25 protein-coding genes are annotated in these 21,152 nt (G+C 65.3%); 18 read left to right on the top strand and 7 right to left on the bottom strand.

Going from position 1 to position 21,152, the window contains the following annotated elements:
- Nucleotides 1-49: 49 nt before the first annotated feature.
- The 15 genes from DEJ18_RS12260 (at nt 50) to DEJ18_RS12185 (ending at nt 14,125) form a co-directional block, all read left to right on the top strand.
- Nucleotides 50-667, top strand: a complete 618-nt coding sequence (locus DEJ18_RS12260) for a GIY-YIG nuclease family protein (protein ID WP_146241579.1) — start codon at nt 50-52, stop codon at nt 665-667.
- A gap of 143 nt (nt 668-810) precedes the next feature.
- The gene (locus tag DEJ18_RS12255; RefSeq protein WP_111210628.1) at nt 811-1,365 is read left to right on the top strand and encodes a phage tail tube protein; all 555 of its coding nucleotides are present in this window, start codon (nt 811-813) and stop codon (nt 1,363-1,365) included.
- A gap of 2 nt (nt 1,366-1,367) precedes the next feature.
- Nucleotides 1,368-1,559, top strand: coding sequence for a hypothetical protein (locus DEJ18_RS12250; protein ID WP_111210629.1), 192 nt, complete (start codon nt 1,368-1,370; stop codon nt 1,557-1,559).
- 76 nt (nt 1,560-1,635) lie between these two features.
- Complete coding sequence (locus DEJ18_RS12245; protein WP_111210630.1) at nt 1,636-1,971, top strand: hypothetical protein; 336 nt, start codon at nt 1,636-1,638, stop codon at nt 1,969-1,971.
- A 107-nt stretch (nt 1,972-2,078) separates the two neighbouring features.
- Complete coding sequence (locus tag DEJ18_RS12240) at nt 2,079-2,333, top strand: hypothetical protein (protein WP_146241580.1); 255 nt, start codon at nt 2,079-2,081, stop codon at nt 2,331-2,333.
- A 3-nt stretch (nt 2,334-2,336) separates the two neighbouring features.
- Complete coding sequence (locus tag DEJ18_RS16015; RefSeq protein ID WP_111210631.1) at nt 2,337-6,233, top strand: tape measure protein; 3,897 nt, start codon at nt 2,337-2,339, stop codon at nt 6,231-6,233.
- Between the two features lie 15 nt (nt 6,234-6,248).
- Nucleotides 6,249-7,166 carry a hypothetical protein gene (locus tag DEJ18_RS12225; RefSeq protein ID WP_111210632.1) on the top strand — a complete coding sequence of 306 codons (918 nt, stop codon included), beginning with the start codon at nt 6,249-6,251 and terminating at the stop codon, nt 7,164-7,166.
- Nucleotides 7,141-8,277 carry a hypothetical protein gene (locus tag DEJ18_RS12220; RefSeq protein WP_111210633.1) on the top strand — a complete coding sequence of 379 codons (1,137 nt, stop codon included), beginning with the start codon at nt 7,141-7,143 and terminating at the stop codon, nt 8,275-8,277. The genes DEJ18_RS12225 and DEJ18_RS12220 overlap by 26 nt, the downstream gene beginning before the upstream one ends.
- Nucleotides 8,277-9,158 carry a hypothetical protein gene (locus DEJ18_RS12215; RefSeq protein WP_111210634.1) on the top strand — a complete coding sequence of 294 codons (882 nt, stop codon included), beginning with the start codon at nt 8,277-8,279 and terminating at the stop codon, nt 9,156-9,158. The genes DEJ18_RS12220 and DEJ18_RS12215 overlap by 1 nt, the downstream gene beginning before the upstream one ends.
- A 15-nt stretch (nt 9,159-9,173) precedes the next feature.
- Nucleotides 9,174-9,746 (top strand): hypothetical protein, encoded by a 573-nt coding sequence (locus DEJ18_RS12210; protein ID WP_111210635.1) that lies wholly within the window; start codon nt 9,174-9,176, stop codon nt 9,744-9,746.
- Between the two features lie 64 nt (nt 9,747-9,810).
- The gene (locus DEJ18_RS12205; protein WP_111210636.1) at nt 9,811-10,629 is read left to right on the top strand and encodes a M15 family metallopeptidase domain-containing protein; all 819 of its coding nucleotides are present in this window, start codon (nt 9,811-9,813) and stop codon (nt 10,627-10,629) included.
- Entirely contained in the window at nt 10,629-10,988 is a 360-nt protein-coding gene (locus DEJ18_RS12200; protein WP_111210637.1) for a hypothetical protein, read from the top strand. Before DEJ18_RS12205 ends, DEJ18_RS12200 begins: the two co-directional genes overlap by 1 nt.
- 20 nt (nt 10,989-11,008) lie before the next feature.
- Nucleotides 11,009-11,476: a hypothetical protein gene (locus tag DEJ18_RS12195; RefSeq protein ID WP_111210638.1), complete on the top strand. Its 468-nt coding sequence runs from the start codon at nt 11,009-11,011 to the stop codon at nt 11,474-11,476.
- Nucleotides 11,473-11,931, top strand: a complete 459-nt coding sequence (locus DEJ18_RS12190; RefSeq protein ID WP_111210639.1) for a hypothetical protein — start codon at nt 11,473-11,475, stop codon at nt 11,929-11,931. Before DEJ18_RS12195 ends, DEJ18_RS12190 begins: the two co-directional genes overlap by 4 nt.
- Before the next feature lie 70 nt (nt 11,932-12,001).
- Nucleotides 12,002-14,125 (top strand): SGNH/GDSL hydrolase family protein, encoded by a 2,124-nt coding sequence (locus DEJ18_RS12185; RefSeq protein WP_111210640.1) that lies wholly within the window; start codon nt 12,002-12,004, stop codon nt 14,123-14,125.
- A 200-nt stretch (nt 14,126-14,325) separates the two neighbouring features.
- On the opposite strand, the gene DEJ18_RS12180 is transcribed toward DEJ18_RS12185, so the two are convergent.
- The 6 genes from DEJ18_RS12180 to DEJ18_RS12155 form a co-directional block, all read right to left on the bottom strand.
- Nucleotides 14,326-14,481 (bottom strand): hypothetical protein, encoded by a 156-nt coding sequence (locus DEJ18_RS12180; protein ID WP_181434202.1) that lies wholly within the window; start codon nt 14,479-14,481, stop codon nt 14,326-14,328.
- Between the two features lie 41 nt (nt 14,482-14,522).
- Nucleotides 14,523-15,113, bottom strand: coding sequence for a hypothetical protein (locus DEJ18_RS12175; RefSeq protein WP_111210641.1), 591 nt, complete (start codon nt 15,111-15,113; stop codon nt 14,523-14,525).
- A gap of 547 nt (nt 15,114-15,660) precedes the next feature.
- A complete protein-coding gene (locus DEJ18_RS12170) occupies nt 15,661-15,813 on the bottom strand; it encodes a hypothetical protein (protein WP_181434203.1) in 153 nt (50 codons plus the stop codon).
- A complete protein-coding gene (locus DEJ18_RS12165) occupies nt 15,806-16,042 on the bottom strand; it encodes a hypothetical protein (protein ID WP_111210643.1) in 237 nt (78 codons plus the stop codon). Before DEJ18_RS12165 ends, DEJ18_RS12170 begins: the two co-directional genes overlap by 8 nt.
- A 42-nt stretch (nt 16,043-16,084) precedes the next feature.
- Entirely contained in the window at nt 16,085-16,369 is a 285-nt protein-coding gene (locus DEJ18_RS12160) for a hypothetical protein (protein WP_111210644.1), read from the bottom strand.
- Nucleotides 16,370-16,753: 384 nt separating this feature from the next.
- Entirely contained in the window at nt 16,754-17,056 is a 303-nt protein-coding gene (locus DEJ18_RS12155; protein WP_111210645.1) for a hypothetical protein, read from the bottom strand.
- A 280-nt stretch (nt 17,057-17,336) separates the two neighbouring features.
- On the opposite strand from DEJ18_RS12155, the gene DEJ18_RS12150 reads away from it, so the two are divergent.
- The 3 genes from DEJ18_RS12150 to DEJ18_RS12140 all read left to right on the top strand — a co-directional run bounded on the left by DEJ18_RS12150 (nt 17,337) and on the right by DEJ18_RS12140 (nt 19,685).
- Complete coding sequence (locus tag DEJ18_RS12150) at nt 17,337-18,104, top strand: SDR family oxidoreductase (protein WP_111210646.1); 768 nt, start codon at nt 17,337-17,339, stop codon at nt 18,102-18,104.
- On the top strand, nt 18,101-18,946 hold the full coding sequence (locus tag DEJ18_RS12145; protein WP_111210647.1) for a helix-turn-helix transcriptional regulator: 846 nt from the start codon (nt 18,101-18,103) through the stop codon (nt 18,944-18,946). Before DEJ18_RS12150 ends, DEJ18_RS12145 begins: the two co-directional genes overlap by 4 nt.
- Before the next feature lie 91 nt (nt 18,947-19,037).
- Entirely contained in the window at nt 19,038-19,685 is a 648-nt protein-coding gene (locus DEJ18_RS12140; protein WP_111210648.1) for a ScbR family autoregulator-binding transcription factor, read from the top strand.
- A gap of 98 nt (nt 19,686-19,783) precedes the next feature.
- On the opposite strand, the gene DEJ18_RS12135 is transcribed toward DEJ18_RS12140, so the two are convergent.
- Nucleotides 19,784-21,049, bottom strand: a complete 1,266-nt coding sequence (locus tag DEJ18_RS12135) for an AI-2E family transporter (protein WP_111210649.1) — start codon at nt 21,047-21,049, stop codon at nt 19,784-19,786.
- Nucleotides 21,050-21,152 lie beyond the last annotated feature (103 nt).

The following is a 21,152-nucleotide window of genomic DNA, read 5'->3' as shown; positions in this document are numbered from 1 at the left end:
GAAGCACTCAACCACGGGGCCTACACCGAATCCTTAGGAGATTCAGCGCATGGACAAGTCTACCCCAACCAGCCTTTACCGGTACTTCGACCGTGATGGCGTACTGCTGTACGTCGGTATCACGGGACAGCGGTCGGCTCGCAACACTCAGCACAACGCGGACAAAGCGTGGTGGAAGTACGTGGACCGCCAGGCAGTCGAACATTACCCCAATCGGGTAAGCGCCCTGGCTGCTGAACGGGAAGAGATAAGTCGCAGGCAGCCGCCGTTCAACACGCAGCACAACCCCGATCATGCGGCGCTCAGTGATGCCTATCACGCCTTCGCCGCCGCGACTCAGTCGGCAGATCGTCCCGGCAAGCTGATGCAGACGTTAAAGGGTAGAATGCCCCTATCGATCGTCACGTTTGAACGCGAACGTAATTCCCTTCTCGTGCGCACCATGCCGAAGCACGTAAAGCTCGCCAGCCGGATCGCGCACACGCCTGGTCTGTACGTCCAGCATGCTGGCCGACGTGCTCCTGTTGTATCGATGCGACACGAACAGTTCGGCCTTGTGGCCGAGATGCAGGGTAAGTGGCTGGATCAAGTAACCGAACTGAATGCGGTAGTGACGCGATCGGGTAACGGATACGCTATCCGTCGCTTCGACGTCGCTGCTGGCTAGGCTTTTGCCGCCTGCTATCACCTAGCAACTACCGGAAGGGGCACCTCACGTGAGGTGCCCCTTTTGTGTACCCGAAATCTTCCCCTCCGAGCTGGGGATACCAGGGGCCACCGCGCCCGATACCCCTCATGGAAGGAGCCCTTGTGGCCCTCAACGCAACCAACGTGATGGTGGGAACGACGGGCGGAGTTTACGTCGCCCCGACGACCGCCGCTGCCCCGACTGAGCACGACAGCGCTCTTGATCCGCTGTTCATCAACCTCGGCTATATCAGCGACGCTGGTATCAGCGAGACGCTTGACAAGTCCCCTCAGGACATCCGGGCTTGGCAGAACAGCGCCCTCGTCCGCCGGGTCATCACTGAGTCTTCGCAGACGTTCAACATGACGTTCATTGAGACGAAGAAGGAGACCGTTCAGCTTTATTACGGCGCTTCGGTCGCGGCGGATGGTTCACTCAAGATCGACCCGTCGAAGACCGGTGGACGAAAGTCCTTTGTCATCGACGTGATCGATGGCGACTTCATCAAGCGCACCTACATCCCGTCCGGTGAAGTTACCGAGGTCGGGGACATGACGTATTCGGCTGGTGACCCCATCGGGTACGAGGTGACCCTCACTGCATACGCATCTACGACTGGCGACGAGTCCTACTCGGCCATTTCCTGGTTTGGCGCTTTCGACACGACGGGGGCCTGAGCATGGCTAACTCGAAGGACATTTTTGTCAAGCACCTGCACACGGGTGAGATCAAGAAGGTCACTGCCGAGCAGCGCGAGAAGCAGGACCCGAACTACTGGGTTCGCGTGACTGGTGATGTGAAGGTCACTGCCCCTGAGGTTGACGAGTCGGTGGTTGAGCCGGCCGTGCAGACCACTTCTGCAAAGAAGTAACTGACTGGTGCGCCGGAGCGCTCGGGCTCCGGCGCACCTTCATCTACCCGAGCACTCCACCGAGCTAGGAGAAACTATGCCTGAGAAGACCGCCGTAACGGCTGTTGTCGTCAAGTCGAAGAACCGACCCGCCCTGCCTGTTGAGTATGACGAGGTTGCTTACGAGCTGCCGGGGAAGATTCCGGCCGAGTTGATCACCGTTCGTGCCGAGTACAAGGCCCCGCGCAATCCGTCAAAGGAGGCGCAGGAGGCATACAACGGCGAGGTCGGTGTTGCGATGCTGAACAAGTTCATTGAGCTTGTGCTTCCTGCCGAGCTTGCTTCTGCCGTTGACCTCGAGGCGGCTAACGAGCTGTTTGCCGCATGGGCGGAGCACGTTGGCCTGGGGGGGCAGTCGGACTCTGCGAGCTAGCAGAGTCCTTTCCTGACGAATTCGCGTGGGAACTGCATCAGCTCGGGTTCGAGTTTGGGTACGACAGGGTAATTCGTAACGCGCGCGGTAAGGCGGTCGATCACGAGATGGTCGACCGCCTTCTGCGTGTCGCGACTCGTGAACCGTCGTCACCGCTTTTTGCCGCGCAGAACAACTGGGCCTTCCCGGTGACTCGCGAATGGATCGCGCAGGTCGACGCGCTCGACGCGTTCCTGCAGGCCAATAGTGGCAATCGAAAGCCAAAGCCGTACCCGCGTCCCTGGGACAAAGCAAACCGTACCGGTAAGACCAACCTCTCTCCCGAGCAGGCGAGGGCGGTGCTGCAAAAGAACAGGGGTTAGCGTATGCCTACCGAGTCCGCTGTTGCTTATGTCTCGATTGTTGCTTCGGCCCGTGGGGTTGGTAAGCAGATTGAGAAGGAGATCAACCCGGACGCGGTTGGTGTCTCGGTTGGTAACCGTGTCGGTGCTGGGCTGACGCAGGCTATTGGCAAGACGCTCCAGGCAGGTGCGACGACGGCTGTGGCGGCGGGTGCTGCTGCGATCGGGGCCGCGCTCGTCAAGGGCTTTTCCCGCCTGAAGACGATCGATGACGCGACGGCGAAGCTCCGTGGGCTCGGTAACTCGGCTTCTGATGTGCAGACCATCATGGATTCGGCGCTGGCTGCGGTGAAGGGCACCGTTTACGGGATGGGCGACGCGGCCACGATTGCTGCTTCGGCTGTAGCCGCTGGGATCAAGCCGGGTATGGAGCTGACGAAGTACCTGAAGCTCACTGCGGACACTGCCGCGATCACGGGCGCTTCTCTCTCTGATATCGGCAACGTGATGAACAACGTCACAACCATCGGAAACGCCTACAACGACTCGTTGCAGATCCTGGCCCAAAAGGGCATCCCGATCTACTCGTACCTGGCTGACCAGCTTGGCGTGACGACGAACGAAGTCAAGGAGCTCGCCTCTGAGGGCAAGATTTCGTCGGAGGAGTTCCAGAAGGCAATCCAGGACAATATCGGCGGCGCTGCGCTGGACATGGGTAACAGCTTCAGTGGGGCAGCGGCTAACGTCTCAGCCGCGTTTGGCCGCATTGGGGCGAACGTCGAGAAGGGCGTGTTCCCCAAGCTGGCACCACTGTTCGGCGCGATTACTGCGTCGCTGGGCAAAGTCGAAGATATGGCTTCCAAAGTCGGGGAGACTGTTGGCGAAGTCCTCTCCCCGGAGATTGACAAGCTGACGGCACTGCTGTCTGGCAAGACGGACATTTCGAAGTTCACCGCTGGCCTTAAGGACATGCTGCCCATCATTGCTCCCCTCGGGGCGGCGTTCGCGGCCCTTGGGGTCGGCGGCTTGGCTCCACTCATCGGGATGATCCCGGTGGTCGGCGGGTTTGCGGGGCCACTGGCTGCGCTCTCCGGGCCTTTCGCTGCCGTGGTAGCGGCGTTCCTTGGCCTGGTCGCGACGTCCCCTGAGTTGCAGGCGGCACTGTCGGGTGCCGCGAAGTCGGTGAAGGACTTCGGGTCAGTCGTGGGTCCGGCGTTCAAGCCGCTGCTGGCGGGCATCATTCCCGCTTTCGGCGGTCTGATCGGGGCTGTCGGTAGTGCTCTTGCGGCGGCGATCCAGTTCGTTGTCCCGGTGCTGCTGCAGTTGGTGGGCGTGTTGGGCGCGTCGGTTGCTCCTCTGCTGCCGGTCATTGCTCAACTGTTCACGACTCTGTCTGTTGTGATTGCGAGCATTGCCCCGCTCATTGTGGTTGCCGCGCAGGTGGCCGGCGAGCTTGTTACCGCAATCGCGCCGCTGCTGGTTGCTGTGGGAGCGGGTCTCGCCGCTGCGTTCAATGCTGTGCTGCCGCTGATCGCTGACCTGTCGACGAAGCTGATCCCACTCGCAACGTGGATGAGTAAGAACACCGATTTGGTGATCGCGCTTGGTCTTGCTGTTGTTGGCGGGGTTGTGGCGTTCAAGGCGTGGAAGGCTGCCACAAGCGCCGTCAGCGCAGTGCAGCAGATCCTGATCGCCCGCACTTACGGGGTTCAGGGTGCAACGTATGCGCAGGCGACTGCGGGGCGCGTAGCGACTGGTGTGAACAAGGCTTATGCCCTGTCGGCTCGTATAGCGTCGGTGGCGCAGGGCGTGTTGAACGGGGCACTGCGCGCGAACCCGATCGGGTTGATCATCACTGCGATCGGTGCGCTTGTCGCCGGCCTGGTGTGGTTCTTCACCCAGACGGAGCTTGGGCAGTCGATTGTCCAAACGGTGTTCTCTGCAATCCAGGTTGCGGTCGCCGCTGTTGGTGATGCGTTCGTGTGGCTCTGGGAGAACGCCATCAAGCCCGCATGGGATGGAATCTCGGCCGGGGCTACCTGGCTGTGGGAAACCGTTCTCAAGCCCGTGTTCGACGCTATCTCCGCGGCAATCGGTGTAGTCGTTGGCATCTTTGTGAGCTACGTCAACGTGTGGGTCGGCGTCTTCACCGCTGTCGGCAACGCCGTATCGTATCTCTACTCGAGCTACATCGAGCCGATCTTCCAGCTCATTGGCGCGATCATCACGCAGGTTGTGGGTCCGGCTTTCACTTGGTTGTGGGAGTCGGTCATTTCACCTGTTTTCGGATGGATCGGCACTCTGTTCTCCACCTGGTGGGCTGGCGTGCAGGTCGTGTTCGGCGCTGTTGTCGGATTCGTTCGGGACACGCTCGGCGGGGTGTTCACGTGGCTGCGAGACTCTGTCATCGACCCCGTGTTCACCTACATCGGACTCGTGTTCGACGTGTGGTGGAACACTATTGTTCGCCCGCTTTTCGGCGCTGTTGTTGGTTTCGTGCGTGACACTCTGGGGCCGATCTTCACCTGGTTGCGTGACTCGATCATCAAGCCGGTGTTCGACGGCATTGGGACTGCGGTTCGCACGGTCTGGAACGACTGGCTCAAGCCGGTGTTCGACAAGATCGTTGACATCGCACGGAACACCATCCCGAAGGCGTTCAACCAGATGAAGGACGGCATCGGTAAGGCGTGGGATCTCGTCAAGTCGGTCGTCAAGGCCCCGATCCGTTTCGTCGTCGAAACCGTCATTAACGACGGGATCATCGAGAACTTCAACAAGGTCGCCGGGTTCTTCGGCACGAAGAAGATGCCGCGCGTTGCGCTCCCGAAGGGATTCGCGTCCGGCGGTTATACGGGCGATGGTGGCAAGTACGAACCGGCTGGCATTGTCCACGCTGGCGAGTACGTGTTCACGAAGGAGCAGACGGCGCGGCTCGGTGTGGGGCGTCTTGAGGCGATTGCCCGCAACGGGTACGCGAAGGGCGGGCTCGTCACCGGGGCGTCGGGTGCGTGGGACTGGTTGGCGGGCAAGGCTGGGAAGGCGTGGGATTGGACGAAGGATGCTGCCAGCACGGCGGCGTCTGTGGTGTCCGACCCGATGGGCACTCTCGGCAAGCTCGCGAACGGGTTGATCGGGAGCATCCCGGGTGCTGGCGGCATGCTCGACGTCGCGAAGGGGATCGGTAAGAAGATCCTCGATGGGGCGATCGAGAAGCTGCAGGGCATCGGTGACCTTGGCGGGTTGAGCCCGTTCGGCGGTAACGGGGCGAACGGCAACATTCCCTCGAGTGCGCTGGGGAAGGCTCTCGGGTTCGCGCCTGGTTCCGGTGTTGGCGCGACGGGTGGTCTGCTTGTCAAGGCGGCTGCGAACGCGTGGAACGCGGCGTACCGCGCGTCAGGCGGGGCGCTGTCTCTCACTGAGGGTTACCGCGACCTGAAGGCGCAGCAGTACCGGTGGTCGCTGTTCAAGAACGGCGGCAACCTCGCTGCAGCCCCGGGTACGTCGAAGCATGGTCTCGGTCTCGCTGCTGACGTTGCTGGCGGGCAGGCGTGGCTTCGTGCGAATGGTGCGAAGTACGGCTGGGCGAACACGGGGCTGGGGTTCTCGCAGCGGGAACCGTGGCACTTCGAGTTCAACGGCCGTGTTCCGCAGCTCGCTGCCGGCGCGGTTGTTGGGCGTCGTGCTGGCGGCACGCTCGTCAACGTCGGTGAAGGCCGGTACGACGAGGCCGTGGTGCCGCTCACACCGCGCATCACGGAGAACCTGACGGGTGGTCCTCGAGACACGCCTCCGGTGTACGTGCAGAACCCCTTCACCGGGGAGTACCTGCTCGCGAAGGTCGCGGACGTCGCTGACGAACGCGTTCAGGTGGCGGGCCGCGAACGGGCCACACGGCTGCAGACCGGCACTCGCCGTTGACGAAGGGAAAGCTGCATGGCTGTCGCGATCGTTGATGGCGGGAACGCGTCGTCGACCTACACGGGCACGCTCGATGGCGGCGACGCGTTCACCCTGTTCGGGCCGGAGCTCACACCGGTGCCGGATGCGACTCCGGTGCCGTCGGTGCAGGTGTCTGTTGCTGACGTGTTGCCGGAGACGGTAGCGGTGGACCTGTACCGCATCGCGGATGGGCGTACAGCGCTGGTTCGTGGCGGGATCCGGAAGTACGCGGTTGGCGGCACCACGGTCATCGACTGGGAAGCCCCGTTTGGTGTGCCGATAACGTACCGGGCGGAGATGTTCTCCGACGCGGCGGGCACGCAGTCGTTGGGGTTCACGTCGGCGTCGGAGACGTTCCTCGAGGTGACTGACACGTGGGTGCAGCAGCCGTTGAACCCGGGCTTGTCGGTTCGGGCGTTGCGGTTGCAGGGCACTGCTGCTGATCTGGTGCGTGTGACGCCGGGTGATCTGGTGTACGTGCAGGGCGCGGAGCTGGCGACGTGGGTTGGTGGGCAGCGGCGCGGCTTGTCTGCTGTTGCGTGGGATCTGCTGGTCGATTCGACGGTGGACGCGGACCGCATGCAGGCCGTGTTCGGCGCGTATGGGACGTCGCAGTCGGCAGTGTTGTGCATCCGCACACCGCCGCCGATGCGGGTGCCGCGGACGCTGTACCTCGCGGTCAGTGAACTCCACGAGCTGGATGTTGATGTCGCGTTCGGTGGCGAGACTGTGCGGTACACGTTCACCGGCACGGAAGCGCGTCCGCCGGCACCTGGGTTGGTCGTTGCGACGTTGCGCCGCATGGACATCGACGCCGCCTACCCGACTCGTGATGCGCGTGCGTCCGCGTACCTGACTCGCAACGATCGGGACTCCGATTACACGCTTGCAGGGGTGGCTGGCGATGCGTGACTCCGGGTCGCAGGTCGCTGATGTTCTCCGGTCGGGTTCGTTCGACATGCAGTGGGTTGCTGACGTGTACTACGACGGCACCCGACGGCTGTCGAACGTGCCGATCACGGAACCGAAGTTCGTGGACGACGGCAGCGCGTTGGTGCAGAGCACTGGTTCATGCACGGTGGTGTGGACTCCGGATTTCGCGGAGTCGCTGTCCCCGCAGGCCGCCGACGACACACTCGCCCCGTTCGGGTCGGAACTGTCCGTCGCGGTCATCATCAGCGCTGGCACGTTCACTGAACGTATCCAGATGGGTTGGTACCGCATCGACGACGTCCCGAATGCGGACGATCAGTTCGTTGAGCATGCGGGTCATCGCATCGTTGTTGGGTCGCGTGTTGAGCTGACCTTGCAGGACAGGTTCCGTCGGGTGCAGAAGGACCGGTTCGATGTGCCCGGTTCGCCGCCGTCGAGGACGTCGGTTCTGAATGAGGCGCAGCGGATCAGCGGGCTGCAGATCGTCCGGGAGGTCCCGGATGCGACGATCCCGAGAGGGTTCGCGTATGAGGAGGAGCGGTTGGACCCGCTCTACGACCTGCTCGAGTTCGCGGACGCGGTCCCGTACATGCGCCCTGACGGGTCGATGGGGCAGCGTCCAATCGATTGGGGCGCACCCGTCGATGTGGTCACGGACGGCAACGACGGTTCGCTTGTCTCTTTGAAGCGGGCGATGTCGTCGAGCACGGTTTACAACCGGATCGCGGTGCGGTCTTCAGCGACGGACGGCGGTGCGCAGATTCTCGCGTCGGCGGAGATCACGTCGGGGCCGTTGCGGGCGCGGAACTCGGACGGGTCCCCTTCACCGTATGGCCGCGTCACTTACTACTACTCGTCGGACCTCATCACGAATCGTGCGCAGGCGAAGCAGTACGCGACGCAGAACTTGCCGCGGGTGTCGTCGTTGCGGGTCACGGAACGGCCGATGACGGAACTGTTCAACCCGCTCCGTCAGGTCGGCGACGTCCTCACCATCCGTTCATCGCTTGAGCCGGAGTTCCAGGGCCGGGTGAAGACGATCAACCGCAATGACGGTGCCACACAAGACGTGACCTTGGAGGTGTCGTAGTGGACGACGTGTCGGTCATCAGCGGACTGCTCGACGGCAAGGCGAAGGTCACGATGTGGCTGGGATCGTTCGTCGGTCTCGATGGTGTGTACGCGTTGTGTGACATCTCCAACGGTGACGAGTCGGGGCGGGTGCCTGCGAGGGTGACGACGTCGTACCGTCCGGAAGTCAACGAGCAGGTGTTCGTTGTCGCGGTCGATGGGAAGTATTTCCTCCTGGGCCCTTCGACACCGAAACCTGCTCAGGGGACTGTGACGGCTGTCGGGTCGGACACGGTGACTGTGTCGACGGACATGGGCGACGTGGCGGCGACGGTCGGGGTGGGTATGACGTTGTCGGCCGGCCAGGTGGTGAAGCTGTTCTGGTCTGACGGGGCGCATGTCATCAGCGCTCTCACCGCAGCGCCTGCACCGGTTCCGCCGCCGCCTCCGCCGGGCCCGTCGACATCGCAGCATGTGGACGTGTTCACCGCTGTTGATGCTGGTTCGTTCTCTGGCGGCAGGTGGTGGCAGGCGCAACCGTGGGCATCTGATACGACGCTCGGTGCCTGGTTCATGGGGTCGAAGATCCGGGACACGTTGCGTGGTGCGCCGGTGTCGAAGATCGAACTGTGGTCGTCGTTGGCGTCGCAGTTCGGGTCCAACCCGAACATTGGCACCCACCCGCACCTGTCGAAACCTGGCGGCGGTCCGACGATCTCCAACGCGACGCCGATCGCGGTCGGCCCGGGCCGGTGGATCACCCTGCCGACATCGTTCGGGCAGGCGCTGTCCGACGGCACCGCAGCAGGCATCGGCCTCGCGCACGGCGGCTACAACCGCTTCAACTCGCTTGCCGCAGACGCCCAATCGGGGGCGCTGCGGATTTCCTCTACCTACTGACGACGGGAGCACACCATGTACGACGACCGAGGCGACCGAGGCAGGTACATCTTCGCCGGGTCCGGCGCATCCGCCGACGCGGAAGACCTCACCCTTTTGGGAGAGCAGATCGTCGCAGTCGGCACCCGCCGTGTCGGAACACGTGACCAACGCAACGCGCTCGAGGCTGTGTGGAAGTTCGAAGGTCTCGAATGGTTCGACACCACCGACAAGCAGACGTACGTGCTCACCAACAGCAACGGGTGGGTGTCGACGATCGGGGACACGGGGTGGATCACGCCGACGTTCCTCAACGACAGCATGGCGGGGTCGGGCAACCAGCCGACGCAGTACCGCCGGCTGAACGGTGAGACGGTGATGACGGGGTTCTGGGTGCCGACTGCTGACACCGAGATCCAGTTCCGGCTGCCGTCGGGGTTCCGTCCGAAGAACACGACACGTTTCTGGTGCGACCGGGGTGCGTCGAACGGGCCGGGCGCGAAGATCGAGATCCAGTCCGGCACCGGGTCGGTCATCTTCCGCCCGTCGCCCGCGTTCGGTACGGGCCCTGTCGACTACTGCCAGGTCCGGTTCCCCGCCGACCAGTAACGCCGCTCGCATCCTTTCATTGCCGTCCTGACCGGGGCGGCTTTCGTCGTTTCAGGAGGCATCCATGCCGTGGTACCCGATCGGCCGGTCGTCCTATCCGGACCTCCTCGGCCAGATGCAGCACGTCAACTCGGAACGGATCGCCCAGCAGTGGCTGTCCCTCGTCCGTGACTTCTGGGCCCGCTTCGGAGCGATGCTCAGCCCCAACGAGGGCCGGCGTCCCCGTCCCCGGCAGGCGCAGCTGTACGCGGCGTACCTCCGGAACGGCTACCCGGTTGCGGCGTACCCGTACACGTCACGCCACGACGAAGTGCTGCACGGCAACGCGATCGACGCCGGTGTTACCCGCGCTGACGGGTCGAACCGGGCGCTCACGTCGGAGGAGTTCGCGTGGCTGCACGAACAGTGCGAACTCCGCGGCTTCACGTGGACGGGCCGCAACTTCGGTGAGCCGTGGCACATCGAAGGCGCAACCCGTCCTGAGCACTTTCCCCCGTACCCGGGCATCACCGTCGACAACGTGCTCAGCCCGGTACGCCCCGCCCCGAAACCGGCGGCCATCACCATCCCTCGAGAGGACGACGACATGACTGCGGCAGTCAAGATCAAGGAGACCGGAGCCCGCTTCCAAGTGGGCTACGGCACCCTCACGTACTTCGACAACGCGAAGGACGCGGACCTGGTCCGCAACGTGTTCTCCGCATCCGACGAGCTCCACGAACTGTCTCTCGCGCAGGCGAAGAAGCTGTTCGAGAAGTGCGACATCCCCGCCGCGTACACGGACGCGAAGGCGCTCCTCGCCGCGCAGCCGAACGGCCGCTGGTCGCTGCAGGCACTCGCCGTGCAGGAACTCCGCGCGTTCATCCGGAAGGGCGGCAAGTGATGGGCGACCACGAGAAGACCCCGGCGATCACCGTCGAGAGCATCTGGTACCGCGGGCAGCGTGTCCTCCGGACCCTGCTCACCACAGCACTGACCGTGCTGCCACTCATCCCGCAGGTCGTGCAGATCGTGCAGGGGCAGTGGCCAGCCGCCTCCGGGCTCACCGTCGTCGCCGTGCAGGCCCTCGCGATCAACTCGGCACTGACCGCGATCATCGCGATCCCCGCCGTGAACACAGCACTCACGCACATCGGGTTCGGTTCCGTACCGCGGGCGGCGGCGAAGCGGCAGACGGTAGCGAAGCAGGTCGGTGAAGTGTCGCCGCCGCAGATCATCGACGGCACCGACCAGGTCCGTTGACGGGCAGTGAGGGGCGGGCTGTGAAGACCGTCTGGTCTGAGAACTCGATGCCGATGGTGCCGAAACGGTTCCGTCCGATCTTCACCGTGTTCCTGCCCATCGTGAACGCCTGCCTGCTCGCGTTCGCAATGCTCGCCTTGTTCGTCGGATCGAGTGTGGTCGAGGACTTCACCCTCCACTGGTTCCCCCGTGCGTGGGCGGGCGAGATGGCTCTCGGAGCGATCCTCGCCAGCCTCGGCCTGGTCTTCTGCCTCGACTGGGTGGAACTCATCGGTAAGGGGTTGCTCATCATCGGCCTCTCCACGTACGCGTACCTGCTGGGCGTGAACGTCGACGACGGAGCCTCATCGTCTGGGCTGTCCATCACGTTGGTTGTGCTCGCTGACGCGTTCCTCCTGGTTCGCATCGTCGACATCATCAACGACATCGGCCGCAAGGAGGCGGATGCGAGCGCCAGCCGTCGCCTGACTCGGAAGGGGAACGCGTGAGCGACCCGGAGACCACACGCACCCTGATTGCTACGGCCGGCGCGGTCCTCGTCGCGATCGTCGGTTCACCGTTCGCGTTCATCGGCGTCCGTCGTGCACGTCGCAAGCGACGCGAGGAAGTGTCCGACGAGGAGCAGGAAGCAGTCGCACGGTGGTCCGCTGATCCGGGCCAGTTCGTGAAGGACGTCCTCGAATCAAACAAGCAGATGCAGGCGGAAGTGAAGAGCTACCGCGAAGAGGTGAAAGCCCTCCGCGGTGAGCTCGAGGCGTTCAAGCGGGAGGACCGCAAGTTCCGCACGGCGCTCGCCCGTTGGGTGGGCAACATCATGAACGCGTGGGGTGTGGCGACTGAGATGCCACTCCCGGAAGGTGAGGACGCGGTCACGCTCGCTGACGTGATCCCGTCCGCGTTGGAAGCGACCCGGCCCCCTCGTCCCCGCCCGCGCACTTCCTAAAGCGCTCCCGCCGTCGAGCGGACCCCAACACACTTCGCGCCCGACGGCGCATCGAACGAAAGCAGGAAGCATGGCCGAGCCGCTCCGCATCCGAGTCCGCCGCGACACTCTCGCGAACTTCGTCGCCGCCGATGTGGTCCCCGCGAACGGGGAACCGATCGGCATCATCAACCCGGACGACGGGAAAGTCACCGCCTACCTGATCGGTGATGGTGTCACGACCGTCGACCAGCTTCCCGCGCTCAGCAAGGGCGACAAGGGTGAGCCTGGTCAGGATGGCGCTCCGGGGCTTCCAGGCACGAACGGTGTCGCAACCGATGACGCGACCGCTCAGAACATCCGCACCGAAGGCACGGAGACGCGCGCCGCGGTTCTCGAGGCCATCGACGACTCCGTTGTCAACACCTTGGGGCAGTACGAACTGATGCCGTACTACAACCTCGGTGACTCCTGGGCAGATATGGCGCGCTCGAACTACACCGCCGGAGCATCCCCGCAGCAGCGGCTTGGCAAGCGGCTGGATGTCGCGTCCATCACGGCTCGAGGGGCGTCGTCGCGCACTGTGGAGGACATTGCGAACTTCACGCTCGGCGGGCCGTGGGGATGGGTGCCGCGGTCGAAGGCGCTCGTCACGCTCACGTCCTGTCACCTGAACAACACGAAGTATCTGGGTACAGCTGCTCCCGCCCAACGCGGCTACAAGCACGCCTGCCGGGCGCTGTTTTCGGCGCTCACGGCGAATGCTGCGATCGCGTCAAACACTGCGGCGTTCGCTTATTCGCCCGGCTGGACGTCAGAAACCACGCAGTCGTACACGTCGGCCACGGGGTCATCGACTCCTGCGCAGGGAACTGTCGTGTCGACGGGTGGGAGTCGGTGGACGACAACGACGGTCGGTGCGTACGCACTGGTCAACGTAGCCGCAGACATTGTCGACCTGTTCCTGGTCGCGCGGGTGGCGGGTGCGGGCGTGGCGACCGTCACGGACAACACGTCCGGCACCACGCTCGGAGTTCTTGACCTGACCGCGGCAGTAGCGCAGGAGACTCCCGCAGTGCTGCGTCTCACTGGGCTGGGCACTGGCACCCGGACGCTCCGGATCACGCATTCGTCCGGCGCATCGCTGACGGTCGATTCGGTCCGCATCCCGTTGAGCGCGCCGGTTCCTATCGTCGCAGCACCCGCTCCTGACATGCCCGTCAACTCCACGAATTCGCTTCCGTCAGGTGACCCGTCGTCGTCGTATCACGAGGCGCAGCAGAAGGAACGCGCCTGGATGACGGAGGTCGCCGCGGACTTCCCCACGGTGACCATCTGCGATCTGAACGACCACGGGTTCACCGACGATGATTTCTACACGGACCATCGCCACCTCAACGACAAGGGGTCCGCGAAGTGGGCGTCGGCCGTGCAGCAGCACCTGGCAGGTCTCGGGTATTCGCGAGGTTTGAACACGACGGGTAGTTCCGACCCGGCCGCATACACCCCGCCTGCACCACCTACGGTCCCGTCTGGCGGTCAGGACGGGACTGGTGCTGGCGCTGTCCCGCCGCCCGCAGGCACGGACACGCCCATCTCCGGAGCGAGCTACGACTTTGGTAGCGCCGGGCTGCCGCTCGGGACGCTTCCGCAGTGGGGAGCTCTCGCCGGCGGTACACCCCTCGCGGGTGCCGCGACGGTACAGGATGACGGTGGTGGGCGGTACGTCCGCATCAACGGGGCCACGACGACCGGCGACTACATGGAGAGCGCGGCACCGACGCGCACCATTGTGGAGACTGAGGCGATCGTGTTCCGCGCGCCTGTCATTTCTTCAACGAACCGCTTCATTGCTTCTGCGTACTCGGCCAGTCCGACGCGTACAGTCGGATTTAACTCACTGGGAACCGCGTTCGTCACGAGTGATGGGACCGCTCTGATGAAGACGACTGCGCCGCTTCCTGATACTGCTTGGCATGTCATCATCGTCGTTCGCAACGGCACAAACTCGGTGCTGTCGGTGGATGGGGTGGAGCTGGCGGGCAATATCGGCACCGCAACCGCCGTGTCGGGTATCCGACTCGCGAACTCTGCTGGTGGCGTGAACCGTGGACAGTTCGACATCCGACGTGCAGTCATCATCCCATCTGCGCTGGACGCATCCGCTAGAACAGCGCTTTACAACCAGCTGCACGCGCTGGTCCCGACCGCGTGACACAGGACGCCCCCTCGCCACTGACGTGGCGAGGGGGCGTTTTGCGTTTCGTGCAGGCGGTCAAGAGACGTGGGATACCAGGAAGATCCAACCGAACATCAGACCCCAAACGACGGCGATCAGTAGCGGGAACATGGTGAGGAACGCTCCGACGTTCCTGCGCGTAGGAGGCTTCCCGTCAATGACCTCGAACGGGTCGATCAAGACTTTTCCAGCAGCGCGGCTAAGCGCGCTTTGATCTCCGGTCGCCGGTCAGCTTCCTCGCCAGCCTGCCCGTACACCCGTGCCCACTCGATGCGGTCGGGCTCGGCATGGTACTCGCCCGTCAGCCGAAGCAGCTCGTCAACATCGATCATGAACAGGAACCTACCAAACATGCGCCGGTGCGGGGAAGGGTTCAAGATGCGGTGGCTTCAACCTGGTCGAACCCACCGGCCGGCATGACAGTCACACGCCATGCAGACGTCACCGGCTGCTCGAATGCGACCACCGCGGTGCCCTTCGCGCCAGGTTGCAGGTCAAACGCGATGTCATTGTTCTGCACGTCGACAAGCGCGTTGTACTTCTCCGTGTCGTCACCGGCAGCATCCATCCATGCGGAGATGATGTCCCCCTGGTCGCTGTCGAGCTGCTGCCCATCCTTCGTGACGATGGTCATGCCGTACATGTTGATGGCGCTGGTGCCGTTGGTGTTGTCGACGTGGACTGCTACGAGACCGACAGGAGCCGCGCCCACGGATGCCCGTGCGGCGTCGACGGCTTGCACCTTCGGGTCGGTCGAGTCCCCAAAGGTGAACGTGCCCGTCGCGCCCTGGTACTCGAACGTCCACGTCTTGTCGATGTTCTCCACCGGCGTCTGTTTCGTCGCAGTCGGCGTCGGCTCAACCTCCGCACTACCAGGCTGAGTGCTCGCAACCTCCCCGCCGCTGCATGCAGCGAGTCCGAGAGTCATGGCGAGGGCGGCGGCGACAACGATGTACTTCTGCACCCGCAAAGCATAGGCGCGACGTGGCTGACGCTGTCTACCCCAGTTCGGGAGTCCCATCAGTCGGCGTCCGCATTCGGGTGCGAGCGGACAGCCGTGCAGCCAGCCGCCATGCACTCGTCATACAGGCGCGACAACCACAGCCACCGATGAGAACACCCTGGCGAACCGGCGTTGACCGGGATCAACCGACCGCCGGAAAACACCCCACCTGCATCAGTCATCGCTTCGCCTTCCGCAATCGGACTGCCCAAGCCACCAGGCACACATCTGCGGCTGCCACGAGCGACCACACCATCCACATGACGCCTGCATCACTCATGGCCGGTGCACGACCCCGTCGTTGTCGACACATAGAACCGAACCACGTGTCTGCACTCGGTCCCAACCCTGGTCAGCACACTGCTGGTCGCGGGCGATGTCGCGGACGATGAATATTGGTAGTAACGCGACGACGATCAGGAAGCCAGCGGCGACGACCGCCCACAAGGACCACATCTCCCGCAGCAAGAGCCGGTCATCGAGGCGAGCTAGCCAACCCTTGCGTCTCTCACTCATCGTCTTCCTCCACGTAGTCACGGAGCTTCTGCCGCACAACCGCGGTCAGGGTGGTGCCCTCTGCTGCCGCCTTCTGCTGCGCCGGCACGTACTCGTCGTCAGGGATGCGGAACGTGCGGTGCGGAGTCTTCGGAGAATCAGGCATCTGCCAGCAGCCGGCGGTGCGGACCAGCGTGACCGGCAGCCTGGTCGCAGACGGTGATGCCTGACGCCCCCTCCCACGCCTGCATACATGCCACTCGGCTTGCTTCCAGCTTCTTAATCGCGACCGCCATCTTGGCCATCGATTCCTCCACCGCGTTCGCAAACTCCATTGCTGACGTAGTAAAGTAGTCGGTTACCTGCTGTTGTACTTCCGCTGGGATCTGGCTCATGCCCTCATCGTATGCGGTGTATGTACACCAGCGCAAGAGGGATCAGTGATCGGGCCGTCGCGCCTTCAGCTGCCGCACCGTGACCCGGTCACGTTCCAGCCACACCCGATGAAAAAAGCCCATGTGGACTAGCTGCACGTACACCCGTTCACCAGCATCCGCGTCGACGAAGCCCGGGACCCGCTGCCAACCGGTTCGGCTGAATTTGACACGGCACCACACCGGCGCATGGTCGACCCGCTCCGACAACGCGACCCCCTCAACCCCGAACGGCTGATCCTCGGGTGGATCCGGATGCGTCGGCGGGGACCACTCGTACTGCGGCATGGCAGGCAGGGTACGAGCAGGCACCGACAGGGTTGTCCACATTGTGACCACCATGGGGTACGCGCTGTCCCCAGAAGTAGGGACAACTCGCCGCTCGGCTTTGAGAACGTACAGCCGAATGTGGACATGTCTCCTACCGTCTCCTCCACACGGCAACCAGTCGTGGGGACCAGGAGAAGGGGCGATGGATGACACACCAGAAGTGCAAGCGCAACAGGTTGGGCAGCGAGCAGTGCAGCTCGGGTGCGACGTTGATGACCCAGAGAACCCGAGCATCCCTGTGCTCGCCGCTCAGTGCCGGCTCCTCGGCGTCAGCATGAGCGACCTGTTCAAGTAGGCGCAGACGAGGGCCGGCCCGCAGCAACGGGCCGGCCCTCGCTTGATTCAGTCGTTCGGCGCGGTCTTGCGGACACCCGAACCGAGAACGCCGCGATGGGTCAGCAGATCGAAGACGTCCTGCCCCTTGACCAGCGCGTTATCCTTGCCGTCCTCATCGGGCCATCCGTCGAGGCTTCGGAGCGCGTCGCCGAGCGTGAGGTAATCGTCCCGAGCCGGGTACCACTGATGACCTTCCTCTGTGAAGGTCCCGGTGATCTCTTCGCCCGCGGACGCCAGGTCGGTCAGGTACCCGAACATCTGGCGTCCGTCCGCTGTCCGGACCACCGCGCGGTATCGCTTGTTGGGCATCTTCTTCTCCTGTCGTGCTTGTGCAAGTCGTGGTGCCAATCGTGGCCTGTACGCTGTGGCAGCGTGCCACGCCAGGGTAACGGGAAAGTGACCGTTCGGGCTAGTGGTCACCCGGAAGGACACGCAAGTTGCCCGAAATGAAGCGCGGGTGTGGGTTCGAATCCCACACCCTCCGCTCCGCTCCGCTCCGCTCCGCTCCGCTCCGTCCCGCACTGCCGGTCGATGACAGGTCCTGGCAGGGCCCCGGGTGTGCGTGCCGCACCGACCTAACGTCGACGGCATGGACATCACCACACGCTCAGTCGCCATCATCGGTGCCACCTCCGGCATCGGCCTCGAACTCGCCCGGCGCTTCCGCGACGCCGGCAGCACCGTCGTCATCGGCGGCCGCCGGGCCGAGCTGCTCGACCGGCTCCGCGCCGAGGGCTTCGGCACGGTCACGATCGACGTCACCGACGCGGCTTCGGTCGCTGCGGCCCGTACCACCGTGCTCGACCTCCTGCCCGAGCTGGACACCGTCATGACGATGTCGGGCATCGGGCTCCCCGAGGACCTCCGCGACCCGGCGCACTTCGCCGACGCCGAACGGACGATCGACGTCAACGTGCTCGGCACGATCCGGGTCGTCGACGCCTTCACCCCGCACCTGCTCGCGCGGGGGAGCGGCACGATCGTCACGGTGAGCTCGGGCATCGGCTTCCTGCCCTTCCCGCTCATGGCCTCGTACGGTACCTCGAAGGCGGCCGTCCACGCCTACAGTGAGGCGCTCCGAGCACAGCTCGCCGGGACGGGCGTGGACGTCGCCGAGCTGGTGCCGCCGGCGGTCGCCACGAGCATGGGGACCAGCAACCCGAACGCGCTCGACCTCGGCGCGTTCGGTGCCGAGGTGATGACGCTCCTCGCACAGGAACCGACACCGCACGAGGTCCTGGTGCAGGGTGTCCTCATGCACCGGTGGGCAGAACGCGACGGCACCTACGACGACCTCGTGGCGCAGCGCTCGCGCGCGCTGGCGATGCTGCCCGGACGGACCGGGACGGTCGCGTGACCACAGGCGGAGGCCCGACCGACGTCCCGACCAACCTGCTCGGCGCGTACCTGCAGGCACGACGGGGACTCGTGACGCCGGAGCAGGTCGGCATCCCGGCCGGTGGTGTCCGACGCGTGCCGGGCCTCCGTCGTGAGGAGGTCGCGATGCTCGCCGGCGTCAGCACCGACTACTACCTCCGACTCGAGCGGGGTCGGGACACCCACCCGTCACCGCAGGTCCTCGACGCACTCGCCCGCGTGCTGGGGCTCGACGACGTCGAACAGGCGCACCTCCGGGACCTCGCCGAGCCCGCCCGGCGAAGTCGACCCCGCCGGAGCGCTGAACGCGTCCCGGCCCGGCTGCACGCGCTCCTCGCGGCGCTCGACGTCCCCGCGTTCATCGAGGGTCGCGCGTTCGACGTCCTCGCGACGAACGACCTGGCGACCGCGTTCTCGCCCCGGCTGCGGGTCGGTGAGAACCGCCTGCGATCACTGCTGCTCGACCCGGAGGAGCGGGCGTTCCACCGCGACTGGGACCGTGCGGTCGCCCAGTTCATCGGGGCGTTCCGGCGGTCGGTCGCGGACGACGTGCAGGACCAGCGGGTCGTCGAACTCGTGGGGGAGCTGTCGCTCGCCAGTGGGAGGTTCCGACAGCTGTGGGCGCGGCAGGACGTCCGGGCGCTCGAGGGCGGTTCGATCACGGTCGACCACCCGGTCGTCGGGCAGCTGCACCTGCACCGCGACAAGCTGCCCGTCGACGGAATGGTGCTCGTGCTCTACTACGCCGACGCGGGGAGCGAGAGCGCCGAGCGGCTCGGGCTGCTCGCGTCGCTCGTGGGCGGCACCCGCTCGGGGGCGTGAGGACTCTTCGCTTCCGCGGTAGCGTTGTCGTCGGCGTGCACCGGTCGTTCTGTCCACGCCCAGCACCAGGGACCACGGGGGAACGAAGACGATGACGATGCCGACACCCGTGCCGGGACGCGGGACGGACCGCCGCACCGCGATCCTCGACGCGGCGGCCGTCGAGTTCGACCGGCAGGGGTTCGGAGCAGCGAGCATCGCCGGGATCGCCAAGGCGGCCGGGGTCAGCCAGGGCGCGATCCACTTCCACTTCCGCACGAAGCAGGCGATCGCGCTCGGGGTGATCGACGAGCAGAACGCCCGGACCTTCGCCGCCGTCACGTTCGCCGACCCGTCGCCGCTCGGTGGACTGGTCGTCGCGTCGCGGACGATCGCCGGGCTCCTGCTCGAGGACCCCGTCGTGCGCGCGGGCATCCGCCTCTCCCTCGAGAACCGCGTCTTCTCCGGGGCGACCTCGGCCTTCTACGACCAGTGGATCGCGAGCGTGGTGGACGTCTTCCGGCTCGCCGTGGCCGCGGGCGAGGTCGACTCGACCGTCAGCGCGGAAGCGCTCGGAGCCACCGTCGTGCCGTGGTTCACCGGCGTGCAGCTCGTCTCGGACGTGCGTGCCGCTCGGGCGGACCTGCTCCCGGCGGTCGGGACGATGTGGCGCGTGCTCACGCACGCCTGCGTGGCCCCGGCACACCGCGTCCGGCTGCTGGCCGTCGTCGACCGCGCGTTCGCCTGCCCGCCCGCCTGACGCACTCGGCGCGGTCACGCCGCCGGCCGGAACCACGGGAGGCCCGGACCGGCCCCGGTGGGCTGGTCCGGGCCTCCTGTCCGGGTCCGGTGGCGGCGTCAGCCGGCCTTGGCGGCCTTGGCGGCCTGCTTCGCGCGGGCCTTCTCGGCCTTCTCGCGGCGCTCGGCGCGCGCCTTCTGTGCCTTCTCGCGCCGCTTGGCGCGCTTGTTCGCACGCTCGTGGTCCTCGACGTCCTCGGAGCGCTTCTGGCGCCACGGCTCGGCGGCCAGGTCCGGGCCGTCCCAGACTTTCACAGCGCCCCAGGCTGCGGCCAGGAGCGGCACCGAGATGATCGCGCCGGTGATGCCGGCGAGGACGGTGCCGGCGGTCAGGCCGATCAGGATGACCAGGCCGTGCAGGCGGAGCGTCTTGCCCATGAGCACCGGCTGGAGGAAGTTGCCCTCGAGCTGGTTGACGACCACGACGATGCCGACCACGAACAGCGCCTGGACCGGGCCGAGCGCGACGAGTGCGACCAGTGCGGCCAGGATGCCCGCCGCGGTGGCGCCGACGATCGGGATGAAGGCCGTGATGAAGACGATGACCGCGAGCGGGAGGGCGAGGGGGACGCCGACGATGGCGATGCCGACGCCGATGCCGATCGCGTCCACCGCGGCGACGGTGGCGGTGCCGCGGACGTAGCCGCCCAGGGTCGACACGACGCGGTCACCGACGCGGCGGGCGCGGGTGTAGGAGGCGCCGGTGAAGGGACGGAGCAGGAACTCCCAGATGCGGGGGCCGTCCTTGAGGAAGAAGAACAGCACCACGATCATCAGCACCAGGCCGGTGAGGAAGTTCGCGGTGGCCGAGGCACCGGCGAGGGCGCCCGAGCCGAACTGCGCGCTCGTGACGAAGTCGGTGGCCGTCTGCACCGCGTCGTCGACCTGGCTGTCGGAGACGGCGAACGGCAGCGTCGTGCTGAAGTCCTGCAGCTGCTGGAACCCCTGCACGGCGGACTTCTGCAGGCTCGACCACTGGTTCTCGACGGCGACGACGATCAGGTACCCGAGGAGCCCGAGGACGACGAGCACCCCGAGGAGCACCGTCAGCGTCGCGAAGACCGACGGGAAACCGTGTCGGCGGAGCCAGGACACCACCGGGTGCATGGCCGAGGCGATGATGAGCGCCAGGAGCACAGGGATCGTGACGACGCTGAGGACCTGGCTGGCGTAGACGATGCCCGCGACGATGACCAGGATGATGATGACCTGCAGGCACCGGGTCGCGAGTCTGCCGAACGAGTCGGACCACACGGCCCGCACGCCGGGCGACGGCTCCGTCGGCGGAGTCGCGGGCGGGGCTGGAGTGGAGCGGAAGAACGGCATGTCGCCGACCGTACAGACAGATCGGTGAGCGCGCCGCGGTGGAGTGCGCTGCGGTGGACGACGCGGCGACCGGGCCGGCCCGTGGCGGACACCCCGACGGGGC

The organism is Curtobacterium sp. MCSS17_015, from assembly GCF_003234265.2.
Lineage (GTDB): Bacteria > Actinomycetota > Actinomycetes > Actinomycetales > Microbacteriaceae > Curtobacterium.
Note: the sequence above shows the minus strand (reverse complement) of the source record. Positions and strands in the feature narration are given on the sequence as shown.

Bases quoted from the DNA above. Each gene is read 5' to 3' on its own strand.
- DEJ18_RS12155 (WP_111210645.1), bottom strand. From the start codon at position 17,056: ATGCCCAACAAGCGATACCGCGCGGTGGTCCGGACAGCGGACGGACGC.
- DEJ18_RS12240 (WP_146241580.1), top strand. From the start codon at position 2,079: ATGGTCGACCGCCTTCTGCGTGTCGCGACTCGTGAACCGTCGTCACCG.
- DEJ18_RS12160 (WP_111210644.1), bottom strand. From the start codon at position 16,369: ATGCCGCAGTACGAGTGGTCCCCGCCGACGCATCCGGATCCACCCGAG.
- DEJ18_RS12205 (WP_111210636.1), top strand. From the start codon at position 9,811: ATGCCGTGGTACCCGATCGGCCGGTCGTCCTATCCGGACCTCCTCGGC.
- DEJ18_RS12180 (WP_181434202.1), bottom strand. From the start codon at position 14,481: ATGATCGATGTTGACGAGCTGCTTCGGCTGACGGGCGAGTACCATGCC.
- DEJ18_RS12200 (WP_111210637.1), top strand. From the start codon at position 10,629: ATGGGCGACCACGAGAAGACCCCGGCGATCACCGTCGAGAGCATCTGG.
- DEJ18_RS12140 (WP_111210648.1), top strand. From the start codon at position 19,038: ATGACGATGCCGACACCCGTGCCGGGACGCGGGACGGACCGCCGCACC.
- DEJ18_RS12210 (WP_111210635.1), top strand. From the start codon at position 9,174: ATGTACGACGACCGAGGCGACCGAGGCAGGTACATCTTCGCCGGGTCC.
- DEJ18_RS16015 (WP_111210631.1), top strand. From the start codon at position 2,337: ATGCCTACCGAGTCCGCTGTTGCTTATGTCTCGATTGTTGCTTCGGCC.
- DEJ18_RS12260 (WP_146241579.1), top strand. From the start codon at position 50: ATGGACAAGTCTACCCCAACCAGCCTTTACCGGTACTTCGACCGTGAT.
- DEJ18_RS12165 (WP_111210643.1), bottom strand. From the start codon at position 16,042: ATGAGCCAGATCCCAGCGGAAGTACAACAGCAGGTAACCGACTACTTT.
- DEJ18_RS12150 (WP_111210646.1), top strand. From the start codon at position 17,337: ATGGACATCACCACACGCTCAGTCGCCATCATCGGTGCCACCTCCGGC.
- DEJ18_RS12225 (WP_111210632.1), top strand. From the start codon at position 6,249: ATGGCTGTCGCGATCGTTGATGGCGGGAACGCGTCGTCGACCTACACG.
- DEJ18_RS12245 (WP_111210630.1), top strand. From the start codon at position 1,636: ATGCCTGAGAAGACCGCCGTAACGGCTGTTGTCGTCAAGTCGAAGAAC.
- DEJ18_RS12170 (WP_181434203.1), bottom strand. From the start codon at position 15,813: ATGCCTGATTCTCCGAAGACTCCGCACCGCACGTTCCGCATCCCTGAC.
- DEJ18_RS12250 (WP_111210629.1), top strand. From the start codon at position 1,368: ATGGCTAACTCGAAGGACATTTTTGTCAAGCACCTGCACACGGGTGAG.
- DEJ18_RS12135 (WP_111210649.1), bottom strand. From the start codon at position 21,049: ATGCCGTTCTTCCGCTCCACTCCAGCCCCGCCCGCGACTCCGCCGACG.
- DEJ18_RS12185 (WP_111210640.1), top strand. From the start codon at position 12,002: ATGGCCGAGCCGCTCCGCATCCGAGTCCGCCGCGACACTCTCGCGAAC.